Source organism: Paenibacillus soyae (assembly GCF_024623455.1).
GTDB classification, from domain to species: Bacteria; Bacillota; Bacilli; order Paenibacillales; family Paenibacillaceae; genus Pristimantibacillus; species Pristimantibacillus soyae.
This window is the reverse complement of record NZ_JANIPJ010000005.1, coordinates 289,337-314,675: the sequence shown is the minus strand read 5'-3', so window position 1 is coordinate 314,675 and position 25,339 is coordinate 289,337. Positions and strand designations below refer to the sequence as shown.

Here is a 25,339-nt window from a genome sequence, read left to right as displayed (position 1 = left end):
GCGCACATTTCTACGACATGGGCGCTTTTTCGAATAGTTTTCCTTTTTTAGGGAAGAAAAGAAAGGATAAACAATTGCGGAAGGAGCATACGCATGGCCAACATTCCATCATTACCTACATATCCCGAGCCCTATTGGACGCAATCCATTGGGGGACTTCCCTCCTATCCGAAGCTCGAGGAGGATGCGGATACCGATATCGTAGTGGTCGGGGGAGGCATCTCCGGCATCACGGCAGGTTACTTGTTAACGAAGGCCGGTTATCGCGTCACGCTGCTGGAGGCCGGCACGCTGTTTAACGGGACCACTGCCCATACGACCGCCAAAATTACCGCGCAGCATGACCTTATCTACGACCAGCTCATGAAACAGGAAGGCTACGAAAAAGCCGGTCTGTATTACCAAGCCAACCGGGACGCGCTTCAGTTCATCCGGAGCACGGCCAGTGAGCATGCGATCGAATGCGGCTTCTCCGTGCAGGATGCATACGTGTACACGAATGACGACTCGTACTTGCAGAAGCTGCAGGACGAAATGTCGGCTTACGAGAGACTGGGCATTCCCGGAGCGTACGTTGACCGCATTCCTCTGAGTAATATTCCGGCCAAAGCGGCCGTCGTCATGAAGGAGCAGGCGCAATTTCACCCGCTGCAATATTTGAGCGCCCTTCTTCGGAAGTTCGTCGAGGCCGGCGGCAAAGTCTACGAGCATACGACCGCGACGGATATTCGACACGACGCACGGCCTGTCGTCACGACGGCTAACAGCCGCCAAATTACCTGCAACAGCGTCGTCATCTGCTCGCACTTTCCTTTCTACGACGGATACGGCTTCTTCTTCGCGAGAATGCATGCGGAGCGCTCCTACGCTCTCGGCGTGAAAGGCGCGATCGATTATCCGGGAGGCATGTATATTAGCGCGGAAGAACCGAGTCGCTCCATTCGCAGCGCGACTGGCGCGGACGGCTCTCAGCTATTGATCATTGGCGGACAGACCCACAAGACGGGACAAGGCGTCTGCACGATCAACCATTACGAAGCGCTGCAGCACTTCGCGGCGCAGCACTTCGAGCTCCAGGAAATATCGTATCGATGGTCGGCGCAAGATTTGGTGACCGGGGATAAGCTCCCTTATATCGGCCGCATAACGGAGAGCACGCCGGATGTTTATATCGCGACCGGCTTCAAGAAGTGGGGCATGACCACCAGCACGGCCGCTGCGCTGATCATTCGCGACCTGATCCAAGAGCGCGACAACCCTTACGCGGAGCTGTTTGCCCCTTCGCGTTCCTTGTCGGTTAAGACGCTGAAAAACCTGGTCGTCGACAATTTCGACGTGGCGAAGCATCTTATCAGCGGCAAAGTGGAGATGGTGCATCGCAAGCCCGAAGATTTGGCCCAGGACGAAGGGGCTGCCGTCAGTCTGCACGGACGGCGGGCAGGTGCTTATCGGGATCCGGAGGGCAAGCTGCATATCGTCGATACGACATGCACCCATATGGGCTGCGAGGTTGAATGGAACGACGGAGAGAGAACCTGGGACTGCCCTTGTCACGGCTCCCGCTTCTCGATCACGGGCGAGGTGCTGGAAGGGCCTGCCGAGAGACCGCTCAAGACCCTTTCCGCGGATTAACCAGCCTGCTCACGCAAGCACCCCCTGCTCCTCTATCGAGGAAGCAGGGGGTGCTGTTTTGCGTTATGTGTTATTGGCGGTAGCTGCCGTATCCCGTTGTATTGACGTTGTTTTGGTTCTGCATATACGCGGAAGACTGCGTCAACGCGGATTGGGAAATTTGGTTGCAGAGATTCTGGATGTTGTGCATCTGTTGAACCGCTGTTTGATGTCCTTGCAGCGCCGTTTGGATAATTTGGGCCGCTTGCTGCTCGCGCTGCGCGATTTGCTGAAGGAGCGCCGCGTTCTCTTGCTCCTGCTGCAGCAGCTGTTGATATTGGGCGGAAGCTTGCTGCGTTTGCTGGATCAGCTGCTGAACGAGGCTTTCGATTTGGCCTGTCGCGCTGTTCGATTGGAACTGATTCATGGTAGGGCCTCCTTGAGGTTCATTATTTTTGAAACCTGCATTATTATGAGGCATTCCCCTCCCTCCTATTCACCGCGCGCAAGCTCTGCTATAGGAACGCCGAATGCTCATCCGGTCTGCCGAACGCTCCTCCCGCATACCTATCTATGTAGAAGCATAGCCATGGGAGACCTGCGTCTTGACCAAGAAACGAGGTGAAGCGATCGATGTTTCAAAGGCAAAACAGACTGCTGATCGAGCTGCCAGAATCCCCTTACGCCGACGCCAACGCGGCAGCCGCGGTTCAGGAGCTGATGGGCGGCAAATTCGGCGAGATGTCCACGCTTAACAATTATCTCTTCCAGTCCTTCAACTTCAGGGGGAAGAAGAAGCTGAAGCCCTTCTACGACCTGGTCGCGAGCATTACCGCCGAGGAGCTTGGGCATGTCGAGCTCGTCGCCACGACGATCAACATGGTGCTGACCGGCACGACCAAGCCCGGAGACCCGGACTCGGCGCCGCTTCGGGAAGGCGTCAACAAACGGAACAGCTACTTCTTCATACAGAACGCGCAAACCGCTCTGGCCGGCGACTCCATGGGCAAACCGTGGGCTGGAGACTACGTGTTCAGCAGCGGCAACCTGGTGCTCGACCTGCTCCACAATTTCTTCCTGGAATGCGGAGCGCGCACCCATAAGATGCGCGTATACGAAATGACCGACCATCCGACCGCGCGCGCCTTGATCGGCTTCCTGCTCGTGCGCGGCGGCGTCCACGTGCTCGCGTATGCCAAGGCTCTGGAGATGGCGACCGGAGTCGATATCAAGAAGCTGATTCCGATTCCGAACCTAAGCAACGAGCAGTTCGAGGCCGCGCGCAAATACGAGGCCATGGGTCTCGGCAACAAGCTGTATACGTTCAGCCCTCATGATTACAAGGACGTGGTGCTCATCTGGAGCGGACAGAATCCGCAGACGGGGGCGAAGCTGGAGGTCATTCAAGGCTCGCCGGAAGGCGCGCCGATGCCGGATTTGGCGGAGCTTCCGGAGGAATTCGCGCCTGGCATCTCGCAGGAAGAATTTATGGAGATCGCAGCGAGGCTCAAGAAAAACGCGGGATTGTAGCGCGTCCGGCATTCTCCGGCAAGACAAGGCATGTGTTATACTGTAGGCAATCCATAAGCTAACAAAGCGCAGGTGATTGCCATCCAGTTTCTCGCCATGCTCACGATGCTCATCGACCATATCGGAGCCGTATGGTTTCCCGACGATCCCATCTGGCGGATTATCGGACGTTTCGCTTTACCATTTTATGTGTATGCTATTGTTATAGGGTACTTCCGAACGCGCGACGCGACCAAATATTTGACGAGACTCGGGCTGCTTGCGGTTATCTCCCAAATTCCGTATATGCTCGCGTTTCATGTCACGGAGCTCAATGTCGTCGCTACTTTGTTTTTCTGTTTGCTGACCTTTATTCTGCTGGACCGTTTTTCAACCAAGCCGGCTGTCGGCTTCGCCATTACGGCAGCGATGCTCGTGCTGCTGGAAGCCATTCCGTTCGACTACGGCGCCTATGCGCTGCTGCTCGCTTTGATCTTCCGCTATGCGCAGCCGCAGCTGTACGTTGTTCTGCATTTGATTCTGAATATCGCCAGCGTCTTCTACAAAGGCTGGGTGCTGCAGCTGTTCAGTCTGCTCGCGACGATCTGGATCGTCTATCTGCCGGACCTCATGAGGAGCATGGATCGCGTCCGCGTTCCTCGGTTCATATGGAGGAGCTTCTATCCGCTGCATCTGGCGTTGATCGCGCTCGTGCACTACGTCTGGATCCCGCCAGCAGGACCGTAACAACGCCTGCTGGCCATCATCCCTTGCCTAATAGGGTCTAGAGCCGATCAAGCAGCGCGGAAAGCTCTTGCCTGCACTGCTCCGTCGTCGTCCAGGCCGCTTCGTCTTGAAGCAGCTTCCCTACAAAATGTTCGATCTCGGGCCGCAGCCGCAGCTCCTCCATCCACGATTTTTCTTCGGCTCCTTCGGGAGGCTCATAGCCCGAATACATCACGAACAAGAACAGATGCCCCAGACCGAACCAATCGCTGGAAGGATGAGCGCCTCTCATTCGCCGTTTGACGGCGGCCGCGCTGTCTCTCGCCAAGCCGCTGCCTTCGCCGAGGGCATCGCGAAGCCCTGGAGGCAGCTGCTCGCCAATCCGGCAGGCCAATCCGAAGTCGACAAGATGAAGCGCGCCACCCCTTAGCAGCACGTTCGGAATGCGTACATCCCGGTGCACATAGCCTTGTTCATGCAAATAGCGAAGCGGCTCCATCAACTGCATCAGCATCCTTAGCGCTTCTTCCGCCGTGAACGCCGTTTTCTTCTCATATATCGCAAACTCCAGGTTATAGCCTTCCACATATTCCATAATGAGCGCTTCGTCCCTGCGCCGCTTGCTGTACGCGATACGCCTTGGGATCTGCGGGTGCTTAAGCTGCTCCATGATCGCGCTCTCCCTGCGCAGCAGCTCGATTCCGACGCCGCCCTTGCTAGGCTTGTTGCGCTTCAGCAGTACGAATTCGTTCGATTGCAGGTCCAGACAGACATAAGCCTGGCCGTAGCTTCCCATTCCGAGCAGCCGTTCGATTCGGTACCGGCCATCCCAAACGGCGCCTTGCTGCAACGGATAATCGCGCCAAGCTTCCACCATGCCGCGCCATTTCGACGCTAACCGATTCATCACGCATCACCTCTCATCCTAGCTTACATCCGTACTAGACCTATGTCGAGTTTATTGGCATACGGCGAGTGCAGAGAAACCTCATGCCGCAAACAACGTATTAATAGTTAACACCGTTCATCTTCACCCATTCCAAAGGAGGTTTCAACTATGCTTAAACGCATTTTGCATTCCATTGCGGGACCCAAATACGGACATTACCTCATGAGCAGCAGCGACTTCAAGAAAGGCTATTACCCGCCGCCTCATTATCCGCAGCACCCGCCTTACCCGAATCAGCATCACGGTCAATATCCGGGACAGCCGCCTTATCCGCAAGGTCAGCCGCCCTACCCGCAAGGACATTACCCGAACCAGCACGCGGGGCAGCCGCCTTATCCGCAGCAGCCGCCTTACCCGCCGACTGGTCAACAGCCTTATTACCCGCCACATCCGCCGCACCGTTACAATCATCATTACGGACACGGCTACTACAAAAAGAAATGGGCGTACAGCAGCTCTTAAGGTCCACTTTTGATCACGAAGCATATCAGGAAGCCTTCTCGACATCGAATATCGGATTCAGCCGGAACTTCCGGTGCTCACGTAGCGCTGCTACGCTCCGCTCCTCAGTTCCTAGCTTCATCCGATCTTCTCGGTGTTGAAAACTGGACAATTTGAATGTGAACTATTAGGAATGTATTAGCAAAGGTAACATTATCCTGACGACAGTTTCATACGAGGCTAAAATGTTCTAGGTATAATGGGAAAAACGCAACCGGAGGTGCATGGTACTATGATGCGAATCATTACCTTCAAAAATCGTTCCGTCCCTGTCTATTACCCTAACGAACAATCAGCATCTGTAGAACTGCTGGGTCATAAATTGCATGAAATGGAATTGGACTTCGATTTCAGGAAAAAGTGGAAACGTATCAAATCCGTAGAGATGGTACGCGACGTCGCCATCTTCCAATATAACGACGGAACAAAGCTATATCTGGAAGTCAGCTGAATAACGTGGCCGAAGCAAAGGGCTGTCCCCGAGGACAGCCCTTTGCTTCTATATGCATACAAGACTCGCGGAACAAAAAACGCCCGAGCCTTCCTCCGTTAGCCGGATCGGAATGCTCGGACGAGCTCCTATTGATTAATTCACCTTCGAGACCGCGCTGCTCAGCGCTTCCGTTTCCATCATGGCCGGCTCCATCTGGCGACCCAGCAGATGTCCCTGCACGTAATGGCATCCCCAGCTCTTCAGCATGTCATACTGCTCCTTGTATTCAACGCCATCCGCTACGACCTCCACCCCCAGCTTATGGGCAAGACCGACGATCGCTTCGACGATATGCTTCTCCGGTCCTTGAAGATCGATTCTGCGCACGAATGACGGATCGATCCTCACGCAATGGATCGGCAGCTGGCTTAAGTTATGGAAGGAGGCTCCTCCAGTCCCGAAATCGACAATAGAGGTTCGGACGCCGGCCGCGCGCAAGCGGCTTAAGGAAGCTAGACAAGTTTCCGAGGCTTGCATCCGCCCGGGTTCTCTCACCTCGAGCTCGATAGCGTCCGGCGTCAGTCCATGTTCCTGAATGAGAGTCTGGATGACATGCGGGAAGGAGGGATCCTCCAGCTGCAGCGCCGATAACCGAACCGACATCATGAGTCCGCGAAGCCCGAATGGCGTAAGAGCTTGAAGCCTTCTGCACGCCTCGCGGAGCATCCATTCGCCGATCGGGACGATGAGCCCGTTCTGCTCGGCAATCGGAAGAAACTCATCCGTATCCAGCTCGCCAAGCTCCGGATGCTCCCATCGGATAAAGGTTTGGAAGCCTCTTAGCCTGCCATCGGACAAGCGATAGATCGGCTGATAGCGGAGCTGGAATTGTTGCATGTACAGCGCCGGCCTCAGCCCGCATTCGATCGACAGCTTCCTGTTCTGCCGTTCCGTATCCTCGGGATTGTAGAAGAATACCCGGTTGCCCCCCTGCTCCTTGGCCCGATGAAGAGCGGATTCCGTCCTGCAGATCAGCTGCTCGCTAGTCAGCCCGTCTTGCGGATAGTAGGCGGCCCCGATGCTCGCGGTCAAATATAGCTCGGCCCGTTCGTCTTCGATGGGCTGCTCCACCGCGTATTTGACGGCCTCGACTTGGCGCAGGCCACCTTCGTCCTCATGCAGAATCACAAGGAACGTATTGCCTTCCAGCTTGCTGACCGTCGCATTCGCATGCTTCAGGGTCTTGCCGCAAAGTCTCTTGCTCACGGTCTCGAGCACGCGGTTGCCGAAATCCGTGCCCTTCGCCGCATTAACCCGGAAGAAACGATCCACATTCACCAGCGCCACCAACAATCGCTTCCCCGATACGCGCGCCCCGCTGATCGCGATGTCCAGCCGCATAATGGCTTCTTGCCGCCCAGGAAAGCCGATGGATTCCGCCATGCCTAACACTCCCTCGCACTCCGTTGTTTTCCGTTCTTTCGTCTTATAGACATCGTGCCACACAATTATTAGGAAAGTGCCGGAACGAATTTTAGATGGATGTTAGAAGTGTTAAGAAGCGTACCCGCCCGCATTAAAAAAAGGCGCTTCGCCGCTTGGACGAAACACCTTTGACTTATAATGAATATTCGTTACGTTACCGTCGTCATAGCCGTGTATTTGTAGCCAAATCCCCATACGGTGCGGATCAGCTTCGGCTCCTTCGGATTCTGTTCAATCTTCTTCCTAAGATTGACGATATGAACGTCGATGGCGCGATCCGTTACGAACGAGTCGAACCCCCGAATGGCGTTAATCAATTCCTCCCGGCTGAAAACCTTGCCCGGATGCGTAAGGAACAGCTTCATGAGCTCGTACTCCGAGAAGGTCGTCTCCACGAATTGTCCGCGCACCAGCAGCAATCGTCTCTCGATATCGAGTTGAATGCCTTCTCCATCCTCTGCGGGCGCAGCCGCCGCGGCCGTCTGCATAGCGGCATCGGACTGTACTTTATGGGATCTCCGAATAAGCGCCTCTACCCTGGCCGTTAATTCATGCATGCTGAAAGGCTTGCATAAATAATCATCGGCCCCCGTCTTGAGCGCTTGGACGCGGTCGGACACTTCACTCTTCATTGATAAAATCATAATCGGCACAGAAGAGACGCTGCGAATCTGGGCGCACACCTCGAGACCGCCCATATCGGGCAGCATCAGGTCGAGAAGGATGAGATGCGGCTGGAATTCCCCAGCCAGCTGAAGCCCTTCATCTCCGCGATAAGCCTGTTTCACCGAGTATCCTTCTTCCGTTAGATACATCGACAGCATATTGCTCATCATGACGTCATCTTCAATAACCAAAACTTTATACATCGGCGTCACCCTTTAAGAATTGAAGATTCCTGTCGATCATTTAAATAGTACCTTTACTATACAACACGGATACCCCAGGGACAACCGAATGTTAGAAAATTGTTAGATTTTATTGTCGAACTTTTGCCGAGCCGCCTCGATTCCCGCCAGCAAGGTCGCCAGCTCCTTCTCGAGATGCGCGATGGCTAACTGGACCGCCTTCCAGTCTGCCTCGTCTTGCTTCAGATGCTCGCTTACCTGGATGGCCGCCAAGGTTAATTCGGCAGCTGACAGGTAGCCGGATGCCCCCTTGAGCGTATGAAGCATGCGCAGGGCCGTATCCTTATCCCCTTGCTTCAGCATCATCCGGAGACGATCCATGAAGTCGGCATAATCGAGCCGGAATTGATCCATCATGTGAACGAGAATTTGCGATTTGCCGTTCACCCTCTCCAGCGCGCTCTCGATATCCATGCCGGCCACGGGAGGCAGCTGGGCTAACGGCTTCTTGGCGAATTGCCGGAGCTCCCGATCGTTGTCCATTTTCGTCTTATGGCTATCCTGGTCCGTGAGCTGCCGCTTCTCGCCCAGCCAGAAGTCAAGCTTCTCGAGCAGCCGTTCCTCCGACAGCGGTTTCGTCAGCACGTCATTCATGCCTAATTCCAAATAATGATCATGGTCCTTCTTTACGACGTTGGCCGTTACCGCTATGATCGGAATGGCGTCGTATAACGTCCGAGACCGAATATGGCGAACAGCCTCGGTGCCATCCATGACGGGCATGTGAATATCCATCAGCACCAAATCCCACGGCTCATTCTCCAGCATTTGCAGCGCTTCTTCGCCGTTCACGGCAAGACCGACCTCATATCCGTTGTTTTGAAGCATTTCCATCGCGACCAATTGGTTAATTTTGTTGTCTTCCGCTAACAGAATTCTAACATTTAACCCCCTCGCTTCTTGCCCGGCCGGCTCCTTATCCCGCTGTTTCTTCCTCTGCCGGTCAGCCGACAAATTCCGGAACGCTTCTCCAAGCACCCGAATGATGGCGCCTCGCGTAGCCGGCTTTGTCAAAATCGCGATCGGCCTCTCTTCCGGCGACAGCTTCTGCAGCTCGTCTCTGCCGAACGTTGTGGTCAAGGCGATGATTCGTGCACCGGCTTTCTCCGCTTCCGTCCGGAACTCGTTCCATGTCTCAGTCCCATACATATCCGGCATCTCCATGTCCATGAGCAGGAGCTGCGGCAGCATGCCTTTGCCTGCCCGCTTCAGCCTCTCAAGAGCCTCATGCCAGCTGTCGAACGCGACGACGGACAAGCCGATCGACTCGAACATATAGCTCCAGTGATCCCGCATCTTCTGGTCGTCCTCGACGACCCAAATCGTCCAGGATGAGCCGAACGGGCTGACCTTAAGCTCGTCGCCCTGCTCCGCGACGGGCAGCGGAAGCGTGAAGTAGAAGCGGCTGCCCCCGCCTTCCCTGCTGCTCACTTGCAGCTTGCCGCCCATCAGCTCGACCAGGCTCTGGGAGATGACGAGACCGAGCCCCGTTCCGCCGAATTTGCGAGTGGTCGAGCTGTCTGCCTGCGTGAACGGCTTGAACAGCTTCTCGACGACCTCCTGGCTCATCCCGATGCCCGTGTCCGCGACGATGAAGCTTAAGTAAACCGTTTCCTCTGTTTCCTCGATGATATCGAGCTCCAGCTTCACCATGCCCTGCGAAGTGAATTTGATCGCGTTCATGCAGAGATTAAGCAGCACCTGCTCCAGCCGGAGCGAATCCCCCTTGACAAGTGCAGGCAGCTTATCCGGCGTCTTGATCATGAATTCGAACTGCTCCTTGCCGCCCAAGAAGAAGCTGAGACCGTTCGACAGACGGTGCAGAAGCTCTTCCAGACTGAACGGCCGCTGCTCCACCTCGATTTTGTCCGCTTCGATCTTCGAGAAATCCAGCACATCGTTAATGATGCGTAGGAGCGATTCCGAGGACATGTTCATTTTGTTCAAATAATCCTTCTGCAAGGACGAAAGCTCCGTCTTGCGCAGCAGCTGAGTCAGCCCGATAATGCCGTTCAGCGGCGTACGAATTTCGTGGCTCATCAGCGCGAGGAATCGGCTCTTAGCCTTGTTGGCCTCCTCCGCCTCCAGCGTCGCCCGGACAAGCTCTTCCTGCACTAGCTTCTGCTCGGATATATCCCTGGCGATGCTGGAGAAGAACATGTCGCCGGTCGCGGCATCCACGTGGGCAACCACGACCATGGAGACGAACAGAGGCTCCCCGTTTGCCTTGACCAATTGCGCGCCGCTCTCCCAGAAGCCATATTCCCGGGCCAGCTCGGCGCCTTTGATCAGCTGCTCGTACATTTGGGGATCCACGTAATTCTCGATGGCCGCATTGCTGTCATCCGCGTTCCAGAGCCCGAGCATTTCTTTGCCGGCTCGGTTCATATAGATGATTCGGCCCTCCATATCGACGGACGCGATCAAATCCTTGGCGGATTCCACGATATCAAGCAACCGGTTCCTCGCCCTCTCCACGTGCTTGCGGTCGGATATATCCCTTACCATTCCCACAACCCCGGAAAATTTGCCATTGCGGTCTCGCAATCCGTTCGAGCTGTGAAGCGTAGGAATGCGAGTTCCGTCCTTGTGGATGAACGTCCATTCGCGTTCATAGGAAAACTTGCTGTTCCTCAGCTCCTTGAACACGGCAAGGCCTGGAAGCACCTCTCTGCCGAGCTCCTCCGACAGACGAATGGCCTCCGCCCTGATCTCGTCGGGATCGATAAATAAGAGAGGCGTCGCATGGCCGGCCAGCTCCGCCGTTTTGTAGCCGAGCATCTCCTCGGCGGCTTTGTTCAAATACGTCACCCGGTATTCGTCGTCCAGCACGATGAAGCCGTACTGGTTCTGGTTCACAATCGCTCCTAGCTGATCGAACATTTCCTGCAGATGCTCCATCATTCCGTTGACGGAGTGAGCGAGCTGGCCGATCTCGTCATAATGGGACGTATCCAGATGCTCCGCCTGGAACTGCCCCGCCGCCGCTTGCTCCGTTACCTTCAATATCCGCTCCAGCCGCTTCACGATGCTCTCGAAATAAATGAAGAAAAAGACGGCTATAACGATCTCCGAGATCGCGATCGTCGAGACAATTCGCCAAAATATCGGGGTCAGCATCTCCTCCATCTTACTGGTCGGCTCCTGAAGAGCAATGCGCCAAGGCGTTCCTTTGACTTTCGCGTAGAAGACCATATAGCTCTCCGAGTCCGTCTTCACTTCCGCATGCCCCTGGTCCCGGGTAATCATTTCCTCCGCGACCGTGCTCAGCACCTCGTCCGTTCGCAGCTCGGCACCCGGCATATTGGGAGAATTCGAGGTATAGATAATGTCGCCCTTGTCGTTGTAGAAGCGAAGGGGCGAATCGTCGTCCGCGTAATCGAAGAAGCGATTAAACGCCGTGAACGGAATCGTCCCGTAGATCACCCCTTCGATCTCGGTGCCGATGCCATAGACGGGAACGACAATAAAGGCCTGCTCCACGAGAGAGAAAGCCGGTTTGTACGGATCCGTTATGACCAGATCGCCTTGCATCGCCTTCAGAAAAAACGGCTCGTCGCTCATATCGCGCGGGGAACCGTCGCTTCTATGCGCGATCCCGTCCCGCCCGACGAAGCCCAGTGCGTGATAGGTAAACCCGCTGCGAACGAGCTCCCGCTGAAAATAATTCAGACGCTCTTCATTGGTGCCGAACCGGACCGCGCTCGTTCTGCTCATCACTTGAACTTCCGCGCGGCGTATATCCATCCAGGCGGATATATTGTCCGCCTGGCTCGACTGCATGCCGCCGAGCTTCTCGATCTCCGATTGCAGCATCGCTTCCTTGACGGCGGAATAATTGCCGACACCGGCCAGCAGAAGGGGAATAAACGAGATTAAGAAGATGAATATCAAGCCTTTGGTGCGAAGCGACATCTTATTCATTCGCCATTTCCTCCTGCGTGAACATCATAAATTTAACGCGCCAGCTTAGGCTCCAGTCTCAGATGAGGACTCGTCTGCAGCGTCTCCTGGAAAAACTGCCGCTGGTCGGTCACAAGCTTCTCCCAAGCGCTGATGCATCTTGGATCGAAATGCTTGCCGCTTTCCTTGATTAAAATCTGCATGGCTTCCTCATGGGACATCGCGGAGCGGTAAGAGCGCGAGGAAGTAAGCGCATCGTATACGTCGGCGACGGCCGTAATGCGCGCGACCAGCGGGATGGATTCGCCGGACAGTCCGTCCGGGTAACCGCTTCCGTTCCAACGCTCGTGGTGAGAACGAATGACCGCCAGCTCTTCCGTCATGAAGCCCAGCCGTTTGCATACGTCGAAGCCCGATACCGGATGGGCTTCGATGACGGAACGCTCCTCGTCCGTCAGCTTCCCGGGCTTGTTCAGGATGCCGTCCGGGATATACAGCTTGCCGACGTCGTGGACCAGTCCTCCTTGCGCGATCGCGCGCAGCTGCGAGGATGATAGTCCCATTTCCTCGCCAAGCTTGAGAGCGTACAGAGCAACGCGGTAATTATGTCCCGCCGTATAGGAATCCTTGGCTTCCGTAGCCAGCACAAGATGCCGCACGCTCGGCGATATGTACGAGTTGATCCAATCCTGCGGCTTGGCGCGGAACAGGAGCTTAATGGATTCGCTCAGAGAGCCGCTGCTCAAATATTCCCGAACGATTCCCCCCGCCATCACGATGACGGAAGCGAGAAGCAAATAATGATAAAGCCACCAGCTGATCATCCAGACCTTGCCCGTTACCATAATGATCTGCGCGATGAACATCCAGCCCGTGCTGTAGACGATCGCGAGCTGCAGCGGGAATCGCGACACCAGATAAGTCTGCATATTCCGGTAGATCGACCAGGCGTTCATGATTAATATCATGGCCGTCGTCACCCATTTGCCGACGTCGCCCTTCAAGCCCATGATATAAACAAAGTCGGGATATAACCACAGATACAAACCGAAGGCTGCCAATCCGCAGGTCCATACGGGCAGCAGCAGCTTCTGCCTGCCGGCCAGCCATCTGACGAGCCTCCTGTCGCCTGAGACCGAGCAGAGCCAGAGCCAGAACGCCGACAGCAGCACGCTTAGCTGGGCCACATTGCCCGAAATGGCCGAATGATCCGTAAGGAAGCCGGGTGTGGAAATCCCGTGCAGGATGAACATGGCCGCAAGCGAAACGTATGACAAAGACAGAAAGCTGACCTTAATGTTGCGCGCCTGCGTAGCCACGATCCCGACGGCTGCGGCAACCCCCAGCGCAATGGCGGAGACGAGGCTGACGATGTAGAAGTGGCCTTCCGGCTCATAAACTCTAGCGTCGTAGGGAGTGAACGGAAGCGCGATATATGCAAGCATAGGCAGCAGCAGCAAGGCTGCGAATTTTCCGATGACGTGTGTAGCTTTTCTCAAAGCCGTTCCCTCCATAACCTATCGTCTCCCTTACGCGCTAAGTCCGGCCAGCCATTCGTCCAGCTCGTCGCGCGGCATCGGCTTCTTGAAATAGTAGCCCTGCATGACGCTGCAGCCCGCCTGGCGCAAGAACTGGAGCTGCCGCTCGGTCTCCACGCCTTCGGCGACAAGCTGAATCTTCAACTGATCGGCAAGAGAAATAATCGCATTCACGATCGCTTTCATAGGCGGCGATTCATATTCCCGCATGTACAACCGGTCGAGCTTGAGCGTCTGCAGGGACAGCTTGTCTATGGAGCCGAGGAAGGAGAAGCCGGATCCGAAATTGTCCATCGATATGCGAACCCCCGATCTCTGAAGGCGGGCAAGCTGCTCTTTCGCATGGTCGAAATGATTCATGACCGCCGCTTCCGTTACTTCCAGCTCCAGCATGCCGGGAGGCAGGCCGGTACGCTCCAGCGCCCGAGACACCATGTCCTGCAAGCCTAGACTGCCGAACAGACGGCTCGATAAATTCACGGATACGCCAAGTCCTCCCGCCGTCATCGCGTTCCAAGCCGAGCAGTCTCTGCAGGCCTGCTCCAGCACCCATTCCGTAATGGGCGCGATGTGGCCGGTCTCTTCCGCGATTGATATGAATTCATCCGGCCCGATCGCTCCAAGCTTCGGATGCCTCCACCGGAGAAGCGCCTCGAACCCGACGGGCTGGTTCATCTCCGTGTCCCATTTAGGCTGATAGTAAACGGCGAGCTGTCCCTTCGTCAGCGCCGAACGCAGCCCTTTCTCGATGATCATCCGTCTCGATAGCTGCTTGTCCATCTCGGGGTCATAGACGCTATAGCGGTTTTGGCCTTGGCTCTTGGCGTAATACAAGGCCGAATGAGCCGTTTTGACCAGCTCTGCGCCCCTGTTCCCGTTCCGCGGCGCGCAGCCGATGCCGATGCTTCCGGTCATCTGGATCTCTAGGCCAGCGATCCAGCATGGCCTTCGCAGCTCCTCCAATATGTGCTCGGCCAGCTCATCCGCGGTCCAACCGGCCTCGTCGCGCGCCGCCACCAGAAATTGGTCTCCCTCGAGTCGGAACACCTTGCGCCCAGTGCCCGCGAATTGATTGATCCGGCTGCCGGCCTCTTGAATCATAAGGTCGCCGATATCATAGCCGAATCTATCGTTAACCCGTTTGAATTGATCCAGATCTATCATCAGCACCGCTCGAAGCTCCGTTCCGTGCTTACCGCCGCCGAAGAAACGCTGCAAGGCGTTCCGGTTCGGCAGCCCCGTAAGCGGGTCGGTATAAGCAAGCCTCTTCAGCGCGGCTCTCTCCCACTGCTTCGCCAGCCAAGAGACAGCAGCAAGAACAACGAGCATAGCCGTAATATAAACCAGAACATGCGCCGCATCCGCATGGGCGGGTTCGTCGGGCAGCGGCGTAATCCCCGAGTAATGGCGCCTCGCAGCCGCCATGCCTATAACGTTCATGCCGCATATTCCAGCTGCCATAAGTCCCGCGGCAGCCGCTTGGAAATGCCTCCCCCGGCCTGACGTCCGGGAAGCCTTCATCAGACGGAGCGCCCCGTAGGAAGCTGCCGCGGCAAGCAAGCCCGAAGCCGCCGCGAGCAATGGCGGATAGGGAAGCTGGAGGACAGAAGACTCCAGCGAAGCCATCTCCAAATGATAAGCAGCCGCCATGCCCGAGCCCATGGCAAGACTGCCGGCCACGAGCTTCGGTTTTGTCGTTTTCTGAGACGAGGTTACATAAAAAGCCAGCAAGGATGCCATCATACCGGAAAGGATGGAAAATATAGCGACGGACGGCCCGCCGCCGCCGGACGGGTAGTCGAGACGAAGCGGCAGCATGCCGGAGCTGTGCGCCGCCCATATCCCGCAGCCCATGACGAGACCGGAGAGTAGCAGCCACGCGGCCTTCCGCTTGCCTTGCGCCCTCGATAGCCGATCCGAAAATTTAAGCGCGGAGTAAGATGTGAAGAAAGCCATGCCGAACGACAGCAGCATGATCAAGCCGTCGTAGTTCCCCTGTAAACGAATCAAGCGTCTCCCTCCGCGTCCTATAAGGCTTAAAGCAAGATTCTTACAATACTATTCCTAGTATAACTCTACCGGGCGTAAGATTCGACAGCATCGGCGACCTTTTTTATTTTAGATTAAGGTTTTTTTGACTACGTTTTGATATAGTAGGTTGAGAATTGCAATTTGAAGGGAGTTTATGGAATGAACAACAAGGAATCGCAGTCCGCTGACCAACCGCTAAACAACGACACTGCGAAAGAAAAAGAAGAACGTTATACGTACGGTGAAGAAGCAACCGGAGCAGAAGCGGCGGAAACTGCGGTTTCATCCGACCATGACGGCGACAAAGAAGCCGGCCGAATCGCGGAAGCCGAAACGGCGGCATCGACGGCTGCGGCTTACTCCGCTCCCGCGGAGCACCGCGTAGAGGACGCTGCCGCGAAAAAAAGCGGCCCTATCGGATGGATCGTCCTGTCCGCCCTGCTGGCAGCCGCCCTTATCGTCGTGCTGGTCGTGAATCCGTTCGGCGGCGGAAGCGGCTCGGCCGTTGCGACCGTCAACGGCGAGAACATTACGAAGGACGAGCTGTACGACCTTCTCGTGGACGCTAACGGAGAAGCGGCGCTCGACAATCTCATTACGGAAACTCTCGTGCAGCAGGAAGCGGATGCGGCAAGCATCTCCATCACGGATCAAGACGTGACGGACGAAATCGCGATCATCAAGATGGATTTCGCGAACGATGAAGAATTCAACAGCGTATTGATCCAGAACGGCTTGACCGAAGAAGATCTGCGCGATCAGATGCGCGTCAGCGCCATGGTTCGCAAGGTGCTGGAGTCCAAGACGGAAGTGACGGACGAAGAAATGCAGACGTACTTCGACGAGAATAAGGCCAAGCTCGGCGAAGCGCCGGAGCAAGTTCGCGCCTCCCACATTCTTGTCGCAACGAAGGAAGAAGCAGACGCTATCCTCGCAGAGCTTAAAGGCGGCGCAGACTTCGCCGAGACGGCCAAAGCGAAATCGACGGACGGCTCCGCGGCAAGCGGCGGCGACCTGGGCTTCTTCTCGAAGGAAGACATGGTCGAGCCATTCTCCGAAGCGGCATTCGCTCTCGAAGTGGACGCGATCAGCGAAGTCGTGCAAAGCGAGTTCGGCTACCACATCATCAAGAAGACGGACTACAAGGCGGCTACAACGGCTAACTTCGAAGAGAAGAAGGAATTGATCCGCCTGAAGCTGACCAGCGACGAGACGAACCAGCTGGCAAGCGCTTGGATTCAAGAAATTCGCGACAAAGCGAAAATTACGAACACGTTGACGGACGCCAAGGAAGAAGAAGCGGCCGCAAGCGAAGCGCCTGCAGCAGAAACGACGACTACGGAATAGTCATAGGAAGGGCCGGTTCCATGGCAGCAGCCATTGGGCCGGCCCTTTACTCATGCAGGCGAATCAGGCACAATGAGAAAAACGTACATATTCGGAGGTTATGAAAATGAAGTCGTTCACCGTTAGCGCTTTTGAAGATTCTTATACGATGTATGAACTGAGCGAAGCCGCGACATCGTCGCGCGTGCTCGTCTGCCCGGAGAGAGGCGGTATCGTCACAAGCTGCACTCTGCACGGGACCGAGATATTCTACTTGGACCGCGCGACGCTTGATAATCCGGCCGCCAATATCCGGGGCGGCAATCCCGTCCTCTTCCCCATCTGCGGTCCGGTTCAGGATTCCGTCTATATGTGGAACGGCCAAGAGTATCGCATGGGTCAGCATGGCGTGGCTCGCATCTCGTCCTGGGAGGTCGTTGGCAACTCCGAAGAAGGAGAAGCGTCCATTACGCTGCGTCTTCGCGCGAACGAGGCGACGAAGCAAGCGTATCCGTTCGACTTCGAGCTGCTCTTCACTTACGCTCTTGTGAACGGCGAGCTCCATACGAGACAGCGGTATCGCAACCTGGAAAGCAATGAAGTCCTTCCTTTCTACGCGGGCTTCCATCCTTACTTCGCGCTCGGGAGCGGCAAGGACATTCCCTATGAGACGGACGCCACCAAGTATATCGACTTCAACGATAACGAGGAGAAGCCCTATAACGGCCGCATCGATCTCGAGGATCTGGTCGAATCCGTCTGCCTGCTGGACGCGAAGCGCGGCGAAATCGCGTTCCCCGTCAGCCCGGACGTCCGGGTTCGCCTCCGATACGACGACGTATTCAAGTACGTCGTCATCTGGTCGCAGAAGGATCGCCCCTTCGTCTGCGTCGAGCCTTGGATGGCCATGCCGCTTGAGATGAACCGCCGCGAAGAGCTCGTCATGCTGGAGCCCGGCGGGGAGCTGCAGGCGGTGTTGACCATTAGCTGCGAGAAGCAGACGCGTTAATAGGTTTTGTGCAATAAAAAAGAGGGCTTAATAGCCCTCCCCCTTACCTCCGGTTACGATTGCAACGCTCGAGCTTGCTCCGATACGGCTGGCTCCCGCCTGCAGCATCGCCAGCGCGGTCTCGTAATCCCGTACGCCTCCGGACGCTTTCACGCCGATATTCGGTCCCACGGTACGGCGCATAAGCGCGATATCCTCGGCCGTCGCGCCTCCTTTGCCGAAGCCGGTGGACGTCTTGACGAAGTCGGCGCCCGCGGCGGCGCAGAGCTCGCATGCCAGCACCTTCTCTTCGTCGGTCAGCATGCCCGTCTCCAGAATAACCTTGAGCGCCGCTTTCCCTTTGCAGGCCGCGACTACGCCCTCCACGTCCCGCCGAACCGCTTCCTTGTCTCCCGATTTCAACAAGCCGATGTTAAGCACCATGTCGATTTCCGTGGCGCCGTCCTCGATCGCCTGCTTGGCTTCGAAGGCTTTGGAGGCCGTGCTGGTCGCTCCGAGCGGGAATCCGACAACCGTCGTAATTCCGACTCCGGAGCCCGCAAGCTCGGCCGCGGCAAGCGGCACCCAGCCCGCATTAACGCATACGGTCGCGAATTTGTACTCGCTGGCCTCTTGGCATACCTTGATAATGTCCGCTTTGGTCGCGTCGGCTTTCAATATCGTATGATCGATCATGCCGGCCACTTCGGCCGAAGACCATGTTTGCTGGTTCGTCATCTGGATCGTCCTCCATTCGTTCTGTCACGTCCTATTATACGAAGCTTTGGGTCAAACAACAACAGAGCACGGACCTCCGCCGCCTAACGGATCGGTCTTATCGCTTACCGGTTACTTTGCCCTATCGCTTCCGCTATTATGGGTTTGCTTGGCAGCCCGACCACCGATCACGCGCGGGCGCTGTTGTCGCTATTCGGCGACAATGATGCTCTTTTTTTACAAAACCTTTGTTTTTTCGATACAGGATTTAAGTTCCAGATGGGCGAATATCTACCTGTTCGATTCTTCACACTATACAAATAGGTATGGAGGGATGATCAGTACATGGTTAGATAAGCGAAATGGTTGTTGCCCGCGGCGCTTAGCATGACGATGGCATTCGGACTTGCGAGCGGAGCGGCGGCGGAGGACGCATCGCCTCCGGCGGACGCGAAGCACTTCACGCTGCTTCACACGAACGACATGCACGCCCGCGCCACGGCGAACGGCGGCGACATGGGCTTCGCCAAGCTGGCGGGCATCTTCGACGCCTACAGAAGCGAAAATCCGAATACGCTCGTTCTCGATGCCGGGGATGCGGTACACGGAACGACGTTCGCCACGCTCATGAACGGCTCGAGCGTCGCGGAAGTGATGAATCTCATGGGCTATGACGCGATGACGCCCGGCAATCATGAATTCAATTATGGAACGGAACGGCTGCTCGAGCTGGCGGATAGCATGAAATTCCCCGTTCTAAGCGCCAATGTCAAGAACAAGGACACCGACGAGCTGCTGTTCGACCCTTATATCATTAAAGAAATAGACGGCGTCAAAATCGGCATTTTCGGTCTTACGACTCCGGAGACGGCTTACAAGACGCATCCCAAAAACGTGGAAAACGTCGTTTTCACCGACCCGGCCGACGAAGCCCAGGAGATCGTGGACGAGCTGGAGGATCAGACGGATGTCATTATCGCCCTTGGCCACATCGGCATGGACGAGTCCAGCGTCGACACAAGCCTGAGCATTCTGGAAGAGGTAGACGGCATCGATATTTTCGTGGACGGCCACAGCCATACGGTTCTGGAGGAAGGGCAAGAAACGGATAACGGCACGCTGATCGTCAGCACCGGCGAATACACGCAGCATGTCGGCGTCGTGGACTTCTGGATGAAAGACGGCGAAATCGTCGCCCGCGAAGCCAAGCTTCTGAACGCGGAGGATGCCGCTGAGATCGAAGCCGACCAAGCGGTCGATGCCAAAGTGACGGAATTCCTCGAGGAGCAGAAGGTCATCCTCGCGGAGGAAGTCGGCGAAACGGCCGTCCATCTGGAAGGCGCTCGCGAGAAGGTTCGCGCCGGCGAAACGAATCTCGGCAACCTGATCGCGGACTCCCTTCTCTTCGTTACGGGCGCTGACGTTGCCTTGACCAACGGAGGCGGCATTCGCGATTCCATCGGCGAAGGCGTAATCACCAAAGGCGAAGTCATTACGGTCCTGCCCTTCGGCAACCAGGTCGTTACCTTGAAAGTGAAAGGCGCGGACATTAAGGCGGCGCTCGAGAACGGCGTCTCCGATTATCCGAACGCCAAAGGCGCCTTCCCTCATGTCGGCGGCATGAGCTTCAAGATCGACCCGGCGGCAAAGGCCGGAGAGCGAGTCCACTCCATTCTTGTCGGCGGCAAGCCGCTCAAAGCGGACGCCGAATACACGCTTGCGACCAATGATTTCGTGGCAGCCGGCGGAGACGAATATATCATGTTCGGCAAATATCCGCAGGCCGGCATGTTCGGCTCGCTCGACGAAGCGCTGATCGCGTACATCGATGAGCTCGGCGCGGCCAATCCGAAGGTCGAAGGACGCATTACGGAAGCGGCGCTGCCCGGCACGGTGAAGCCCGAGCCGAAGCCGGAACCGAAGCCTGAACCGAAGCCGGAGCCTAAACCGGAGCCGAAGCCTGAGCCTACTCAGCCGGTGTATATCGTGAAGAAGGGCGACACGCTCTGGGCGATCGCCCGCAAGCACGGCACGACCTGGCAGGTGCTCCGCGATCTGAACAAGCTGAAAAATCCGGATTTGATTTTCCCGGGCCAGAAAATTATTTTGCCAGCTAAATAATTCGTCAGGCAAAGAACCTACCGGCGCGGTGCGCCCGGTAGGTTTTTTTTGGTTTCGGAGCTCGCCTGCGGCTCCGTTTCCATTCCCCGCGATTCCCGCCAGTACCTCCTTCCCCTCGGAGTAAGATATGGGAACGGAACTGAGCGCCCTTAATCATCGAAAAAAGGGGGCTTTTCGGGTTCTTGTGGAACTGAGCGCCCTTATTTCTGCTGATTTGGGTAGAATCAGCTTGAAATCAGGCTAATAAAGGCGCTCAGTTCCTTTACCATTTAAAAATTGCGAATAAATCCGAAATAGAGTCCCTCAGTTCCGCTGCATTCACAACGTTGGGGCGCTCGAAGCCACGACCTTCCCTGCTTTGCAGCTTCCCCATTCGTTGGTTGGCCAATTTTACAAGCCTTGCTTTGCAGCTCCCACGTCCGTTGGGTGGCCAATTTTACAAGCCCTGCTTTTTTGCCGGTTAGGTTTATGTTCACATGGATTTAAGCTATAATGATAACAGTGACAATAAGCCATATTTCGAGGAAGGAGGAGAGTGTGATCGCGCCAGTGAACGACAATCAAGAGAGGCAAGGCTGGAGAGGGCGTTTATTGGCGTTCGCCCTCCTCCTTCCTCTTCTTATTACTTCCCTGTTCGCCTACCAGGCGGGCAACAACTTCGAGCTGACGGCGGGCACCCGCAAGAGCCAAGCGAGGACCGTCACGGTCTACGTACAGGTCGACAAGCATCCGTCCGAGACCAAGGCGCTTCTCCCGGACAGCCCGGATGTGGCCGCCGCCGCAGTCAGTCTGCTGCTCGTCTATTTACTCCGTCTTCCTCTAGCCCGTCTGTTTGCGCCATATCGTTCCCGGCTTCTGCGCAAGCTGCTGTGCACGATTCAATTTTCGGGGCGTTTCGTGGATGATATCCGGTCTTGATTTGGCAAACTATCTCAAGATACCGATCATATCATCCCGAGGAGGAACTTCCATGAACATTAGAGAATCGGATTTGCCGGGCATCGGCAAAAAATACCAGATCATGACGCGAAGCGGCGACAAGCTGGTGGTCATTATCCATGACGACGGCCGCCGCGAGCTGTACCACTTCGACTACGAGGATCCGGACGACAGCATCTCCATGGTCACGCTGGAGGATGACGAAGCTCGCCAGATCGCCGCGATCGTGGGCGGCATGACTTACAAGCCGAAGGCGCTCGAGACGATCGAAGTCGCGCTCGACGACCTGACGATCGAATGGTACAAGATCGAAGCCGGAGCCGCCTGCATCGGTCTTAGCATCGGCGAAGCCGACATCCGCCAGACGACGGGCGCGACGATCATCGCGGCCGTCGAGAAGGACGCCAAGCATATTAACCCCGGCCCCGAATACCGCTTCAAATCGGATACAACGCTGATCGTGGCGGGAGAACGCCACCAGCTTAAGCTCCTGAAAGCCATGCTGCAGAACGGGAGCCGATAATCATGGACCACATGGTGCTTGAAATTGGTCTCGCCGTCATCCTCGTCGCTCTCGTTGGATTGCTGGCAGCGAAGATTCGTTTCTCTGTCATCCCCTTTTTCATTCTGATCGGAATGGCAGTAGGGCCCCATGCTCCCGTTATCGGCGTGCTGGACTTCACGTTCGTTCACAGCGCGGAGACGATCCAATTCCTTGGGCGTCTCGGGGTCCTGTTCCTTCTGTTCTATCTGGGTCTTGAATTTTCCGTCGGCCGGCTGATCAAATCCGGACGCAACATCGCGGTCGGCGGAACCATCTATATCCTAATCAACTTCTCGCTGGGACTGATTTTCGGCTTCGCCACAGGCTTCTCCTTCGCGGAGACGATGGTTCTCGCCGGCATTACGACCATCTCCTCCAGCGCTATCGTCGCTAAAGTATTGGTCGACCTGAAGCGGACGGCCAATCCCGAAACCGAAATGATACTGGGCATTATCATGTACGAGGATATTTTCCTCGCCGTGTACCTCTCCGTTCTATCGGGCCTCGTGCTCAGCACCGAATCGTCGCTTGGCGGCGTGCTGTTGTCCGCCTCTTACGCGCTTGGCTTTATGCTTCTCTTCCTCGTTCTCGGGAGGAAAGCCGCCCCGCTGCTGAACAAGCTGCTCGACATTCGCTCGAATGAGCTATTCATTCTGCTCATTTTCGGCCTGTTGTTTTTCGTGGCCGGCATCGGCGAGACCATCCACGTCGCCGAAGCGATCGGCGCGCTGCTGTTCGGGCTCGTGCTCGCCGAGACGAAACACATGAAGCGGATCGAGCATCTCATTCTGCCGTTCCGGGACTTCTTCGGCGCGATGTTCTTCTTCAGCTTCGGCCTAACGATCGAACCGGCGAAGCTCGGCGGTGCCGTATGGCTGACGCTCGGAGCGGTAGCGGTCACCCTGCTCGGCAACTTTATCGCCGGCATGCTGGCGGGCAAGAGCGCGGGATTGTCGCCGAAAGCCTCATCCAACATTGGACTGACGATCGTATCCCGCGGCGAATTTTCGATCATCGTCGCGAACGTCGGGATAGCCGCCAACCTGGATGAGAAGCTCCAGCCGTTCGCCGCGCTCTACGTACTCATACTAGCCATTCTTGGGCCTCTTCTCACGAAGGAATCCAAGCTCATTTACAAAGGATTGAACCGCCTCTTCCGCTGGGAAAAGCCAAAGCAGAAGCAGGAACGCGGCACGGCCGTGTAGCCTTCCGGCGCGAGGTTCGCGCCGCAGCACATTCACGGGAACAGCAAAGGGCGAAGCAGATCAAACCTGCTTCGCCCTTTCTCTCTGCGCTTATAATTGCAGCGTGGCCTTGCTCGCCATGCGGCGAATTTAGGCGCGCCCGAACTGCGCCTCGTGCAGGCGGCTGTAGATGCCGCCGGCTGCGACAAGCTCGTCATGCCTTCCTTGCTCCGTGATGCCGTTCTCCGTCACGACGACGATGCGGTCGGCGTTCTTGATCGTGGCGAGACGATGCGCGATGACGAGCGTCGTGCGCCCTTCCGACAGCTCCGCCAGCGACTGCTGAATCGCCGCTTCGGTCTCGGTGTCGAGGGCGGAGGTCGCTTCGTCCAGAATGAGGATCGGCGGGTTCTTGAGGAACATGCGCGCGATCGCGAGACGCTGCTTCTGGCCGCCGGACAGCTTCACGCCGCGCTCGCCGACGATCGTGTCCAGACCATCCGGAAGCGACGCGATGAACTCCTCCAGCCTCGCCCGGCGAGCCGCCTCCATAATAGCCGAATCGTGCGCGCCCAGACGGCCGTACGCGATGTTCTCGCGGATCGTGCCCGCGAACAGGAAGACGTCCTGCTGCACGATGCCGATGCTCTTGCGGAGCGACTCCAGCTTGAGCGAGCGGATATCGTGACCGTCGATCGAGATGCTTCCGCTCTCGATCTCGTAGAAGCGCGGCAGCAGGCTGCAAAGCGTTGTTTTGCCAGCGCCGGACGGACCGACGAAAGCGACGGTCTCGCCCGCGCGGATCGAAAGGTTAATGCCCTGAAGCACCTTCGCTGCTCCTTCGTAGCCGAACGTGACGTTCTCGTACCGGATATCGCCCCGCAGACGGTCGACTTCGATCGCCCCCGGCGTATCCGCCACGTCGGGCTCCGTATCCATAAGCTCCGCGTAACGTTTGAAGCCCGCGATCCCTTTGGGATAGCTTTCGATAACGGCGTTAATCTTCTCGATCGGCTTGAAGAAGATGTTCGTCAGCAGCACGAACGTAATGAAATCGCCGTATGGCATGCCTTTGCGAAGAACGTAATAAGCGCCGGCGATCAGCACGAACAAAGACACGACTCTCATGAACATGTAGGAGATGGACGCGTTGAGGCCGATCAGCTTGTAGGCGATCAGCTTGGCTTCGCGGAATCTCAGGTTGTTGGCTTTGAACAGCTTGCCTTCATGCTTCTCGTTGGCGAACGCCTGAACGACGCGAATGCCTCCGACCGTATCTTCGACGCGGGCGTTGAAGTCGGCCATGTCCGTGAAGAGCCGATTCGCGGCTTTTGTCATTCGTCCGTTGAAATACAGCACCAGCCAAATGATGATCGGCACGATAATAAACGTCATAATAGCCAGATCCGGCTGGATGTACAGCATAATGCCGAACGAGCCGATCAGCGTCATGACCGCGATGAACATATCCTCCGGCCCGTGATGCGCCACCTCGCCGATCTCGAACAAGTCGTTCGTCAGACGGGAAATCAAGTGCCCCGTCTTCGTGTTGTCGAAGAACCGGAAGCTCAGCTTCTGCACGTGGTCGAACAGCCTTCTCCGCATGTCCGTCTCGATGTTAATGCCGAGCATGTGGCCCCAATAGGTAACGACGTAAGATAAAATGGTATTTACGACATAAATAACAAGCAGCACCGCGCAAGCGGAAACGATCAGGCCCCAATTGCCGTCGGGCAGCAAATCGTTGACGACGAAGCCGACCGCAAGCGGGAACGCGAGCTCCAGCGCCGCCAAAATAACCGCGCAAGAAAAGTCGAGAAAAAACAGCTTCTTGTACGGCTTGTAGTACGAGAAAAAACGACGCAGCATGATAAACTCCTATTCTGTCCTGCAATGTGGAGACGGGACTGGGACTGAGTGATAATG

Annotated in this window: 20 protein-coding genes; 11 read left to right on the top strand and 9 right to left on the bottom strand. The window is 56.2% G+C overall.

The window, feature by feature from the left end; all coding sequences use genetic code 11:
* Positions 1–93 precede the first annotated feature (93 nt).
* Positions 94–1,632 carry an FAD-dependent oxidoreductase gene (locus NQZ67_RS09965; RefSeq protein WP_257445042.1) on the top strand — a complete coding sequence of 513 codons (1,539 nt, stop codon included), beginning with the start codon at positions 94–96 and terminating at the stop codon, positions 1,630–1,632.
* 70 nt (positions 1,633–1,702) lie between these two features.
* Here NQZ67_RS09965 and NQZ67_RS09960 read toward each other — a convergent pair whose 3' ends face one another.
* Complete coding sequence (locus NQZ67_RS09960) at positions 1,703–2,038, bottom strand: hypothetical protein (protein ID WP_257445040.1); 336 nt, start codon at positions 2,036–2,038, stop codon at positions 1,703–1,705.
* Between the two features lie 206 nt (positions 2,039–2,244).
* On the opposite strand from NQZ67_RS09960, the gene NQZ67_RS09955 reads away from it, so the two are divergent.
* Positions 2,245–3,141 carry a manganese catalase family protein gene (locus NQZ67_RS09955; protein ID WP_257445038.1) on the top strand — a complete coding sequence of 299 codons (897 nt, stop codon included), beginning with the start codon at positions 2,245–2,247 and terminating at the stop codon, positions 3,139–3,141.
* A 72-nt stretch (positions 3,142–3,213) separates the two neighbouring features.
* The gene (locus NQZ67_RS09950; protein WP_257445036.1) at positions 3,214–3,867 is read left to right on the top strand and encodes a TraX family protein; all 654 of its coding nucleotides are present in this window, start codon (positions 3,214–3,216) and stop codon (positions 3,865–3,867) included.
* Positions 3,868–3,904: 37 nt separating this feature from the next.
* Here the strand turns inward: NQZ67_RS09950 and NQZ67_RS09945 are convergent, their stop codons facing one another.
* Positions 3,905–4,753 carry a serine/threonine protein kinase gene (locus NQZ67_RS09945; protein WP_257445093.1) on the bottom strand — a complete coding sequence of 283 codons (849 nt, stop codon included), beginning with the start codon at positions 4,751–4,753 and terminating at the stop codon, positions 3,905–3,907.
* 150 nt (positions 4,754–4,903) lie between these two features.
* Here NQZ67_RS09945 and NQZ67_RS09940 point away from each other — a divergent pair, with 150 nt between their 5' ends.
* Together NQZ67_RS09940 and NQZ67_RS09935 are read left to right on the top strand one after the other, a co-directional pair.
* The gene (locus NQZ67_RS09940; protein ID WP_257445034.1) at positions 4,904–5,257 is read left to right on the top strand and encodes a hypothetical protein; all 354 of its coding nucleotides are present in this window, start codon (positions 4,904–4,906) and stop codon (positions 5,255–5,257) included.
* Between the two features lie 271 nt (positions 5,258–5,528).
* Positions 5,529–5,747 (top strand): hypothetical protein, encoded by a 219-nt coding sequence (locus NQZ67_RS09935; RefSeq protein WP_257445032.1) that lies wholly within the window; start codon positions 5,529–5,531, stop codon positions 5,745–5,747.
* Between the two features lie 135 nt (positions 5,748–5,882).
* On the opposite strand, the gene NQZ67_RS09930 is transcribed toward NQZ67_RS09935, so the two are convergent.
* From NQZ67_RS09930 to NQZ67_RS09910, 5 genes are all read right to left on the bottom strand, one after another.
* Positions 5,883–7,172, bottom strand: a complete 1,290-nt coding sequence (locus tag NQZ67_RS09930; protein ID WP_257445030.1) for a putative bifunctional diguanylate cyclase/phosphodiesterase — start codon at positions 7,170–7,172, stop codon at positions 5,883–5,885.
* A 191-nt stretch (positions 7,173–7,363) separates the two neighbouring features.
* The gene (locus tag NQZ67_RS09925) at positions 7,364–8,083 is read right to left on the bottom strand and encodes a response regulator transcription factor (protein WP_257445029.1); all 720 of its coding nucleotides are present in this window, start codon (positions 8,081–8,083) and stop codon (positions 7,364–7,366) included.
* 102 nt (positions 8,084–8,185) lie between these two features.
* Positions 8,186–12,046 (bottom strand): response regulator, encoded by a 3,861-nt coding sequence (locus tag NQZ67_RS09920; protein ID WP_257445028.1) that lies wholly within the window; start codon positions 12,044–12,046, stop codon positions 8,186–8,188.
* A gap of 32 nt (positions 12,047–12,078) precedes the next feature.
* Positions 12,079–13,524 carry an HD-GYP domain-containing protein gene (locus tag NQZ67_RS09915; RefSeq protein WP_257445027.1) on the bottom strand — a complete coding sequence of 482 codons (1,446 nt, stop codon included), beginning with the start codon at positions 13,522–13,524 and terminating at the stop codon, positions 12,079–12,081.
* 30 nt (positions 13,525–13,554) lie between these two features.
* Entirely contained in the window at positions 13,555–15,573 is a 2,019-nt protein-coding gene (locus tag NQZ67_RS09910; protein ID WP_257445026.1) for an EAL domain-containing protein, read from the bottom strand.
* A gap of 180 nt (positions 15,574–15,753) precedes the next feature.
* Between NQZ67_RS09910 and NQZ67_RS09905 the strand changes: the two genes are divergently transcribed.
* Both NQZ67_RS09905 and NQZ67_RS09900 read left to right on the top strand, forming a co-directional pair.
* A complete protein-coding gene (locus NQZ67_RS09905) occupies positions 15,754–16,941 on the top strand; it encodes a peptidylprolyl isomerase (protein WP_257445025.1) in 1,188 nt (395 codons plus the stop codon).
* Positions 16,942–17,047: 106 nt separating this feature from the next.
* Positions 17,048–17,929 (top strand): aldose epimerase family protein, encoded by an 882-nt coding sequence (locus NQZ67_RS09900; protein WP_257445024.1) that lies wholly within the window; start codon positions 17,048–17,050, stop codon positions 17,927–17,929.
* A 27-nt stretch (positions 17,930–17,956) separates the two neighbouring features.
* Here NQZ67_RS09900 and deoC read toward each other — a convergent pair whose 3' ends face one another.
* Complete coding sequence (gene deoC / locus NQZ67_RS09895; protein ID WP_257445023.1) at positions 17,957–18,646, bottom strand: deoxyribose-phosphate aldolase; 690 nt, start codon at positions 18,644–18,646, stop codon at positions 17,957–17,959.
* Positions 18,647–19,012: 366 nt separating this feature from the next.
* Between deoC and NQZ67_RS09890 the strand changes: the two genes are divergently transcribed.
* From NQZ67_RS09890 to NQZ67_RS09875, 4 genes are all read left to right on the top strand, one after another.
* Positions 19,013–20,746, top strand: a complete 1,734-nt coding sequence (locus NQZ67_RS09890; protein WP_371825283.1) for a 5'-nucleotidase C-terminal domain-containing protein — start codon at positions 19,013–19,015, stop codon at positions 20,744–20,746.
* Between the two features lie 537 nt (positions 20,747–21,283).
* Positions 21,284–21,664 (top strand): hypothetical protein, encoded by a 381-nt coding sequence (locus tag NQZ67_RS09885; protein ID WP_257445022.1) that lies wholly within the window; start codon positions 21,284–21,286, stop codon positions 21,662–21,664.
* A gap of 52 nt (positions 21,665–21,716) precedes the next feature.
* Positions 21,717–22,208 carry a cation:proton antiporter regulatory subunit gene (locus tag NQZ67_RS09880; RefSeq protein WP_257445021.1) on the top strand — a complete coding sequence of 164 codons (492 nt, stop codon included), beginning with the start codon at positions 21,717–21,719 and terminating at the stop codon, positions 22,206–22,208.
* Positions 22,209–22,210: 2 nt separating this feature from the next.
* A complete protein-coding gene (locus tag NQZ67_RS09875; protein WP_257445020.1) occupies positions 22,211–23,434 on the top strand; it encodes a cation:proton antiporter in 1,224 nt (407 codons plus the stop codon).
* Between the two features lie 129 nt (positions 23,435–23,563).
* Here NQZ67_RS09875 and NQZ67_RS09870 read toward each other — a convergent pair whose 3' ends face one another.
* On the bottom strand, positions 23,564–25,282 hold the full coding sequence (locus NQZ67_RS09870) for an ABC transporter ATP-binding protein (RefSeq protein ID WP_257445019.1): 1,719 nt from the start codon (positions 25,280–25,282) through the stop codon (positions 23,564–23,566).
* Between the last annotated feature and the right edge of the window lie 57 nt (positions 25,283–25,339).

Coding starts and splice junctions, on each gene's coding strand:
- NQZ67_RS09965 (WP_257445042.1), top strand. CDS start 94: ATGGCCAACATTCCATCATTACCTACATATCCCGAGCCCTATTGGACG.
- NQZ67_RS09960 (WP_257445040.1), bottom strand. CDS start 2,038: ATGAATCAGTTCCAATCGAACAGCGCGACAGGCCAAATCGAAAGCCTC.
- NQZ67_RS09955 (WP_257445038.1), top strand. CDS start 2,245: ATGTTTCAAAGGCAAAACAGACTGCTGATCGAGCTGCCAGAATCCCCT.
- NQZ67_RS09945 (WP_257445093.1), bottom strand. CDS start 4,753: ATGAATCGGTTAGCGTCGAAATGGCGCGGCATGGTGGAAGCTTGGCGC.
- NQZ67_RS09940 (WP_257445034.1), top strand. CDS start 4,904: ATGCTTAAACGCATTTTGCATTCCATTGCGGGACCCAAATACGGACAT.
- NQZ67_RS09935 (WP_257445032.1), top strand. CDS start 5,529: ATGATGCGAATCATTACCTTCAAAAATCGTTCCGTCCCTGTCTATTAC.
- NQZ67_RS09930 (WP_257445030.1), bottom strand. CDS start 7,172: ATGGCGGAATCCATCGGCTTTCCTGGGCGGCAAGAAGCCATTATGCGG.
- NQZ67_RS09925 (WP_257445029.1), bottom strand. CDS start 8,083: ATGTATAAAGTTTTGGTTATTGAAGATGACGTCATGATGAGCAATATG.
- NQZ67_RS09920 (WP_257445028.1), bottom strand. CDS start 12,046: ATGAATAAGATGTCGCTTCGCACCAAAGGCTTGATATTCATCTTCTTA.
- NQZ67_RS09905 (WP_257445025.1), top strand. CDS start 15,754: ATGAACAACAAGGAATCGCAGTCCGCTGACCAACCGCTAAACAACGAC.
- NQZ67_RS09900 (WP_257445024.1), top strand. CDS start 17,048: ATGAAGTCGTTCACCGTTAGCGCTTTTGAAGATTCTTATACGATGTAT.
- deoC (WP_257445023.1), bottom strand. CDS start 18,646: ATGACGAACCAGCAAACATGGTCTTCGGCCGAAGTGGCCGGCATGATC.
- NQZ67_RS09890 (WP_371825283.1), top strand. CDS start 19,013: ATGACGATGGCATTCGGACTTGCGAGCGGAGCGGCGGCGGAGGACGCA.
- NQZ67_RS09880 (WP_257445021.1), top strand. CDS start 21,717: ATGAACATTAGAGAATCGGATTTGCCGGGCATCGGCAAAAAATACCAG.
- NQZ67_RS09875 (WP_257445020.1), top strand. CDS start 22,211: ATGGACCACATGGTGCTTGAAATTGGTCTCGCCGTCATCCTCGTCGCT.
- NQZ67_RS09870 (WP_257445019.1), bottom strand. CDS start 25,282: ATGCTGCGTCGTTTTTTCTCGTACTACAAGCCGTACAAGAAGCTGTTT.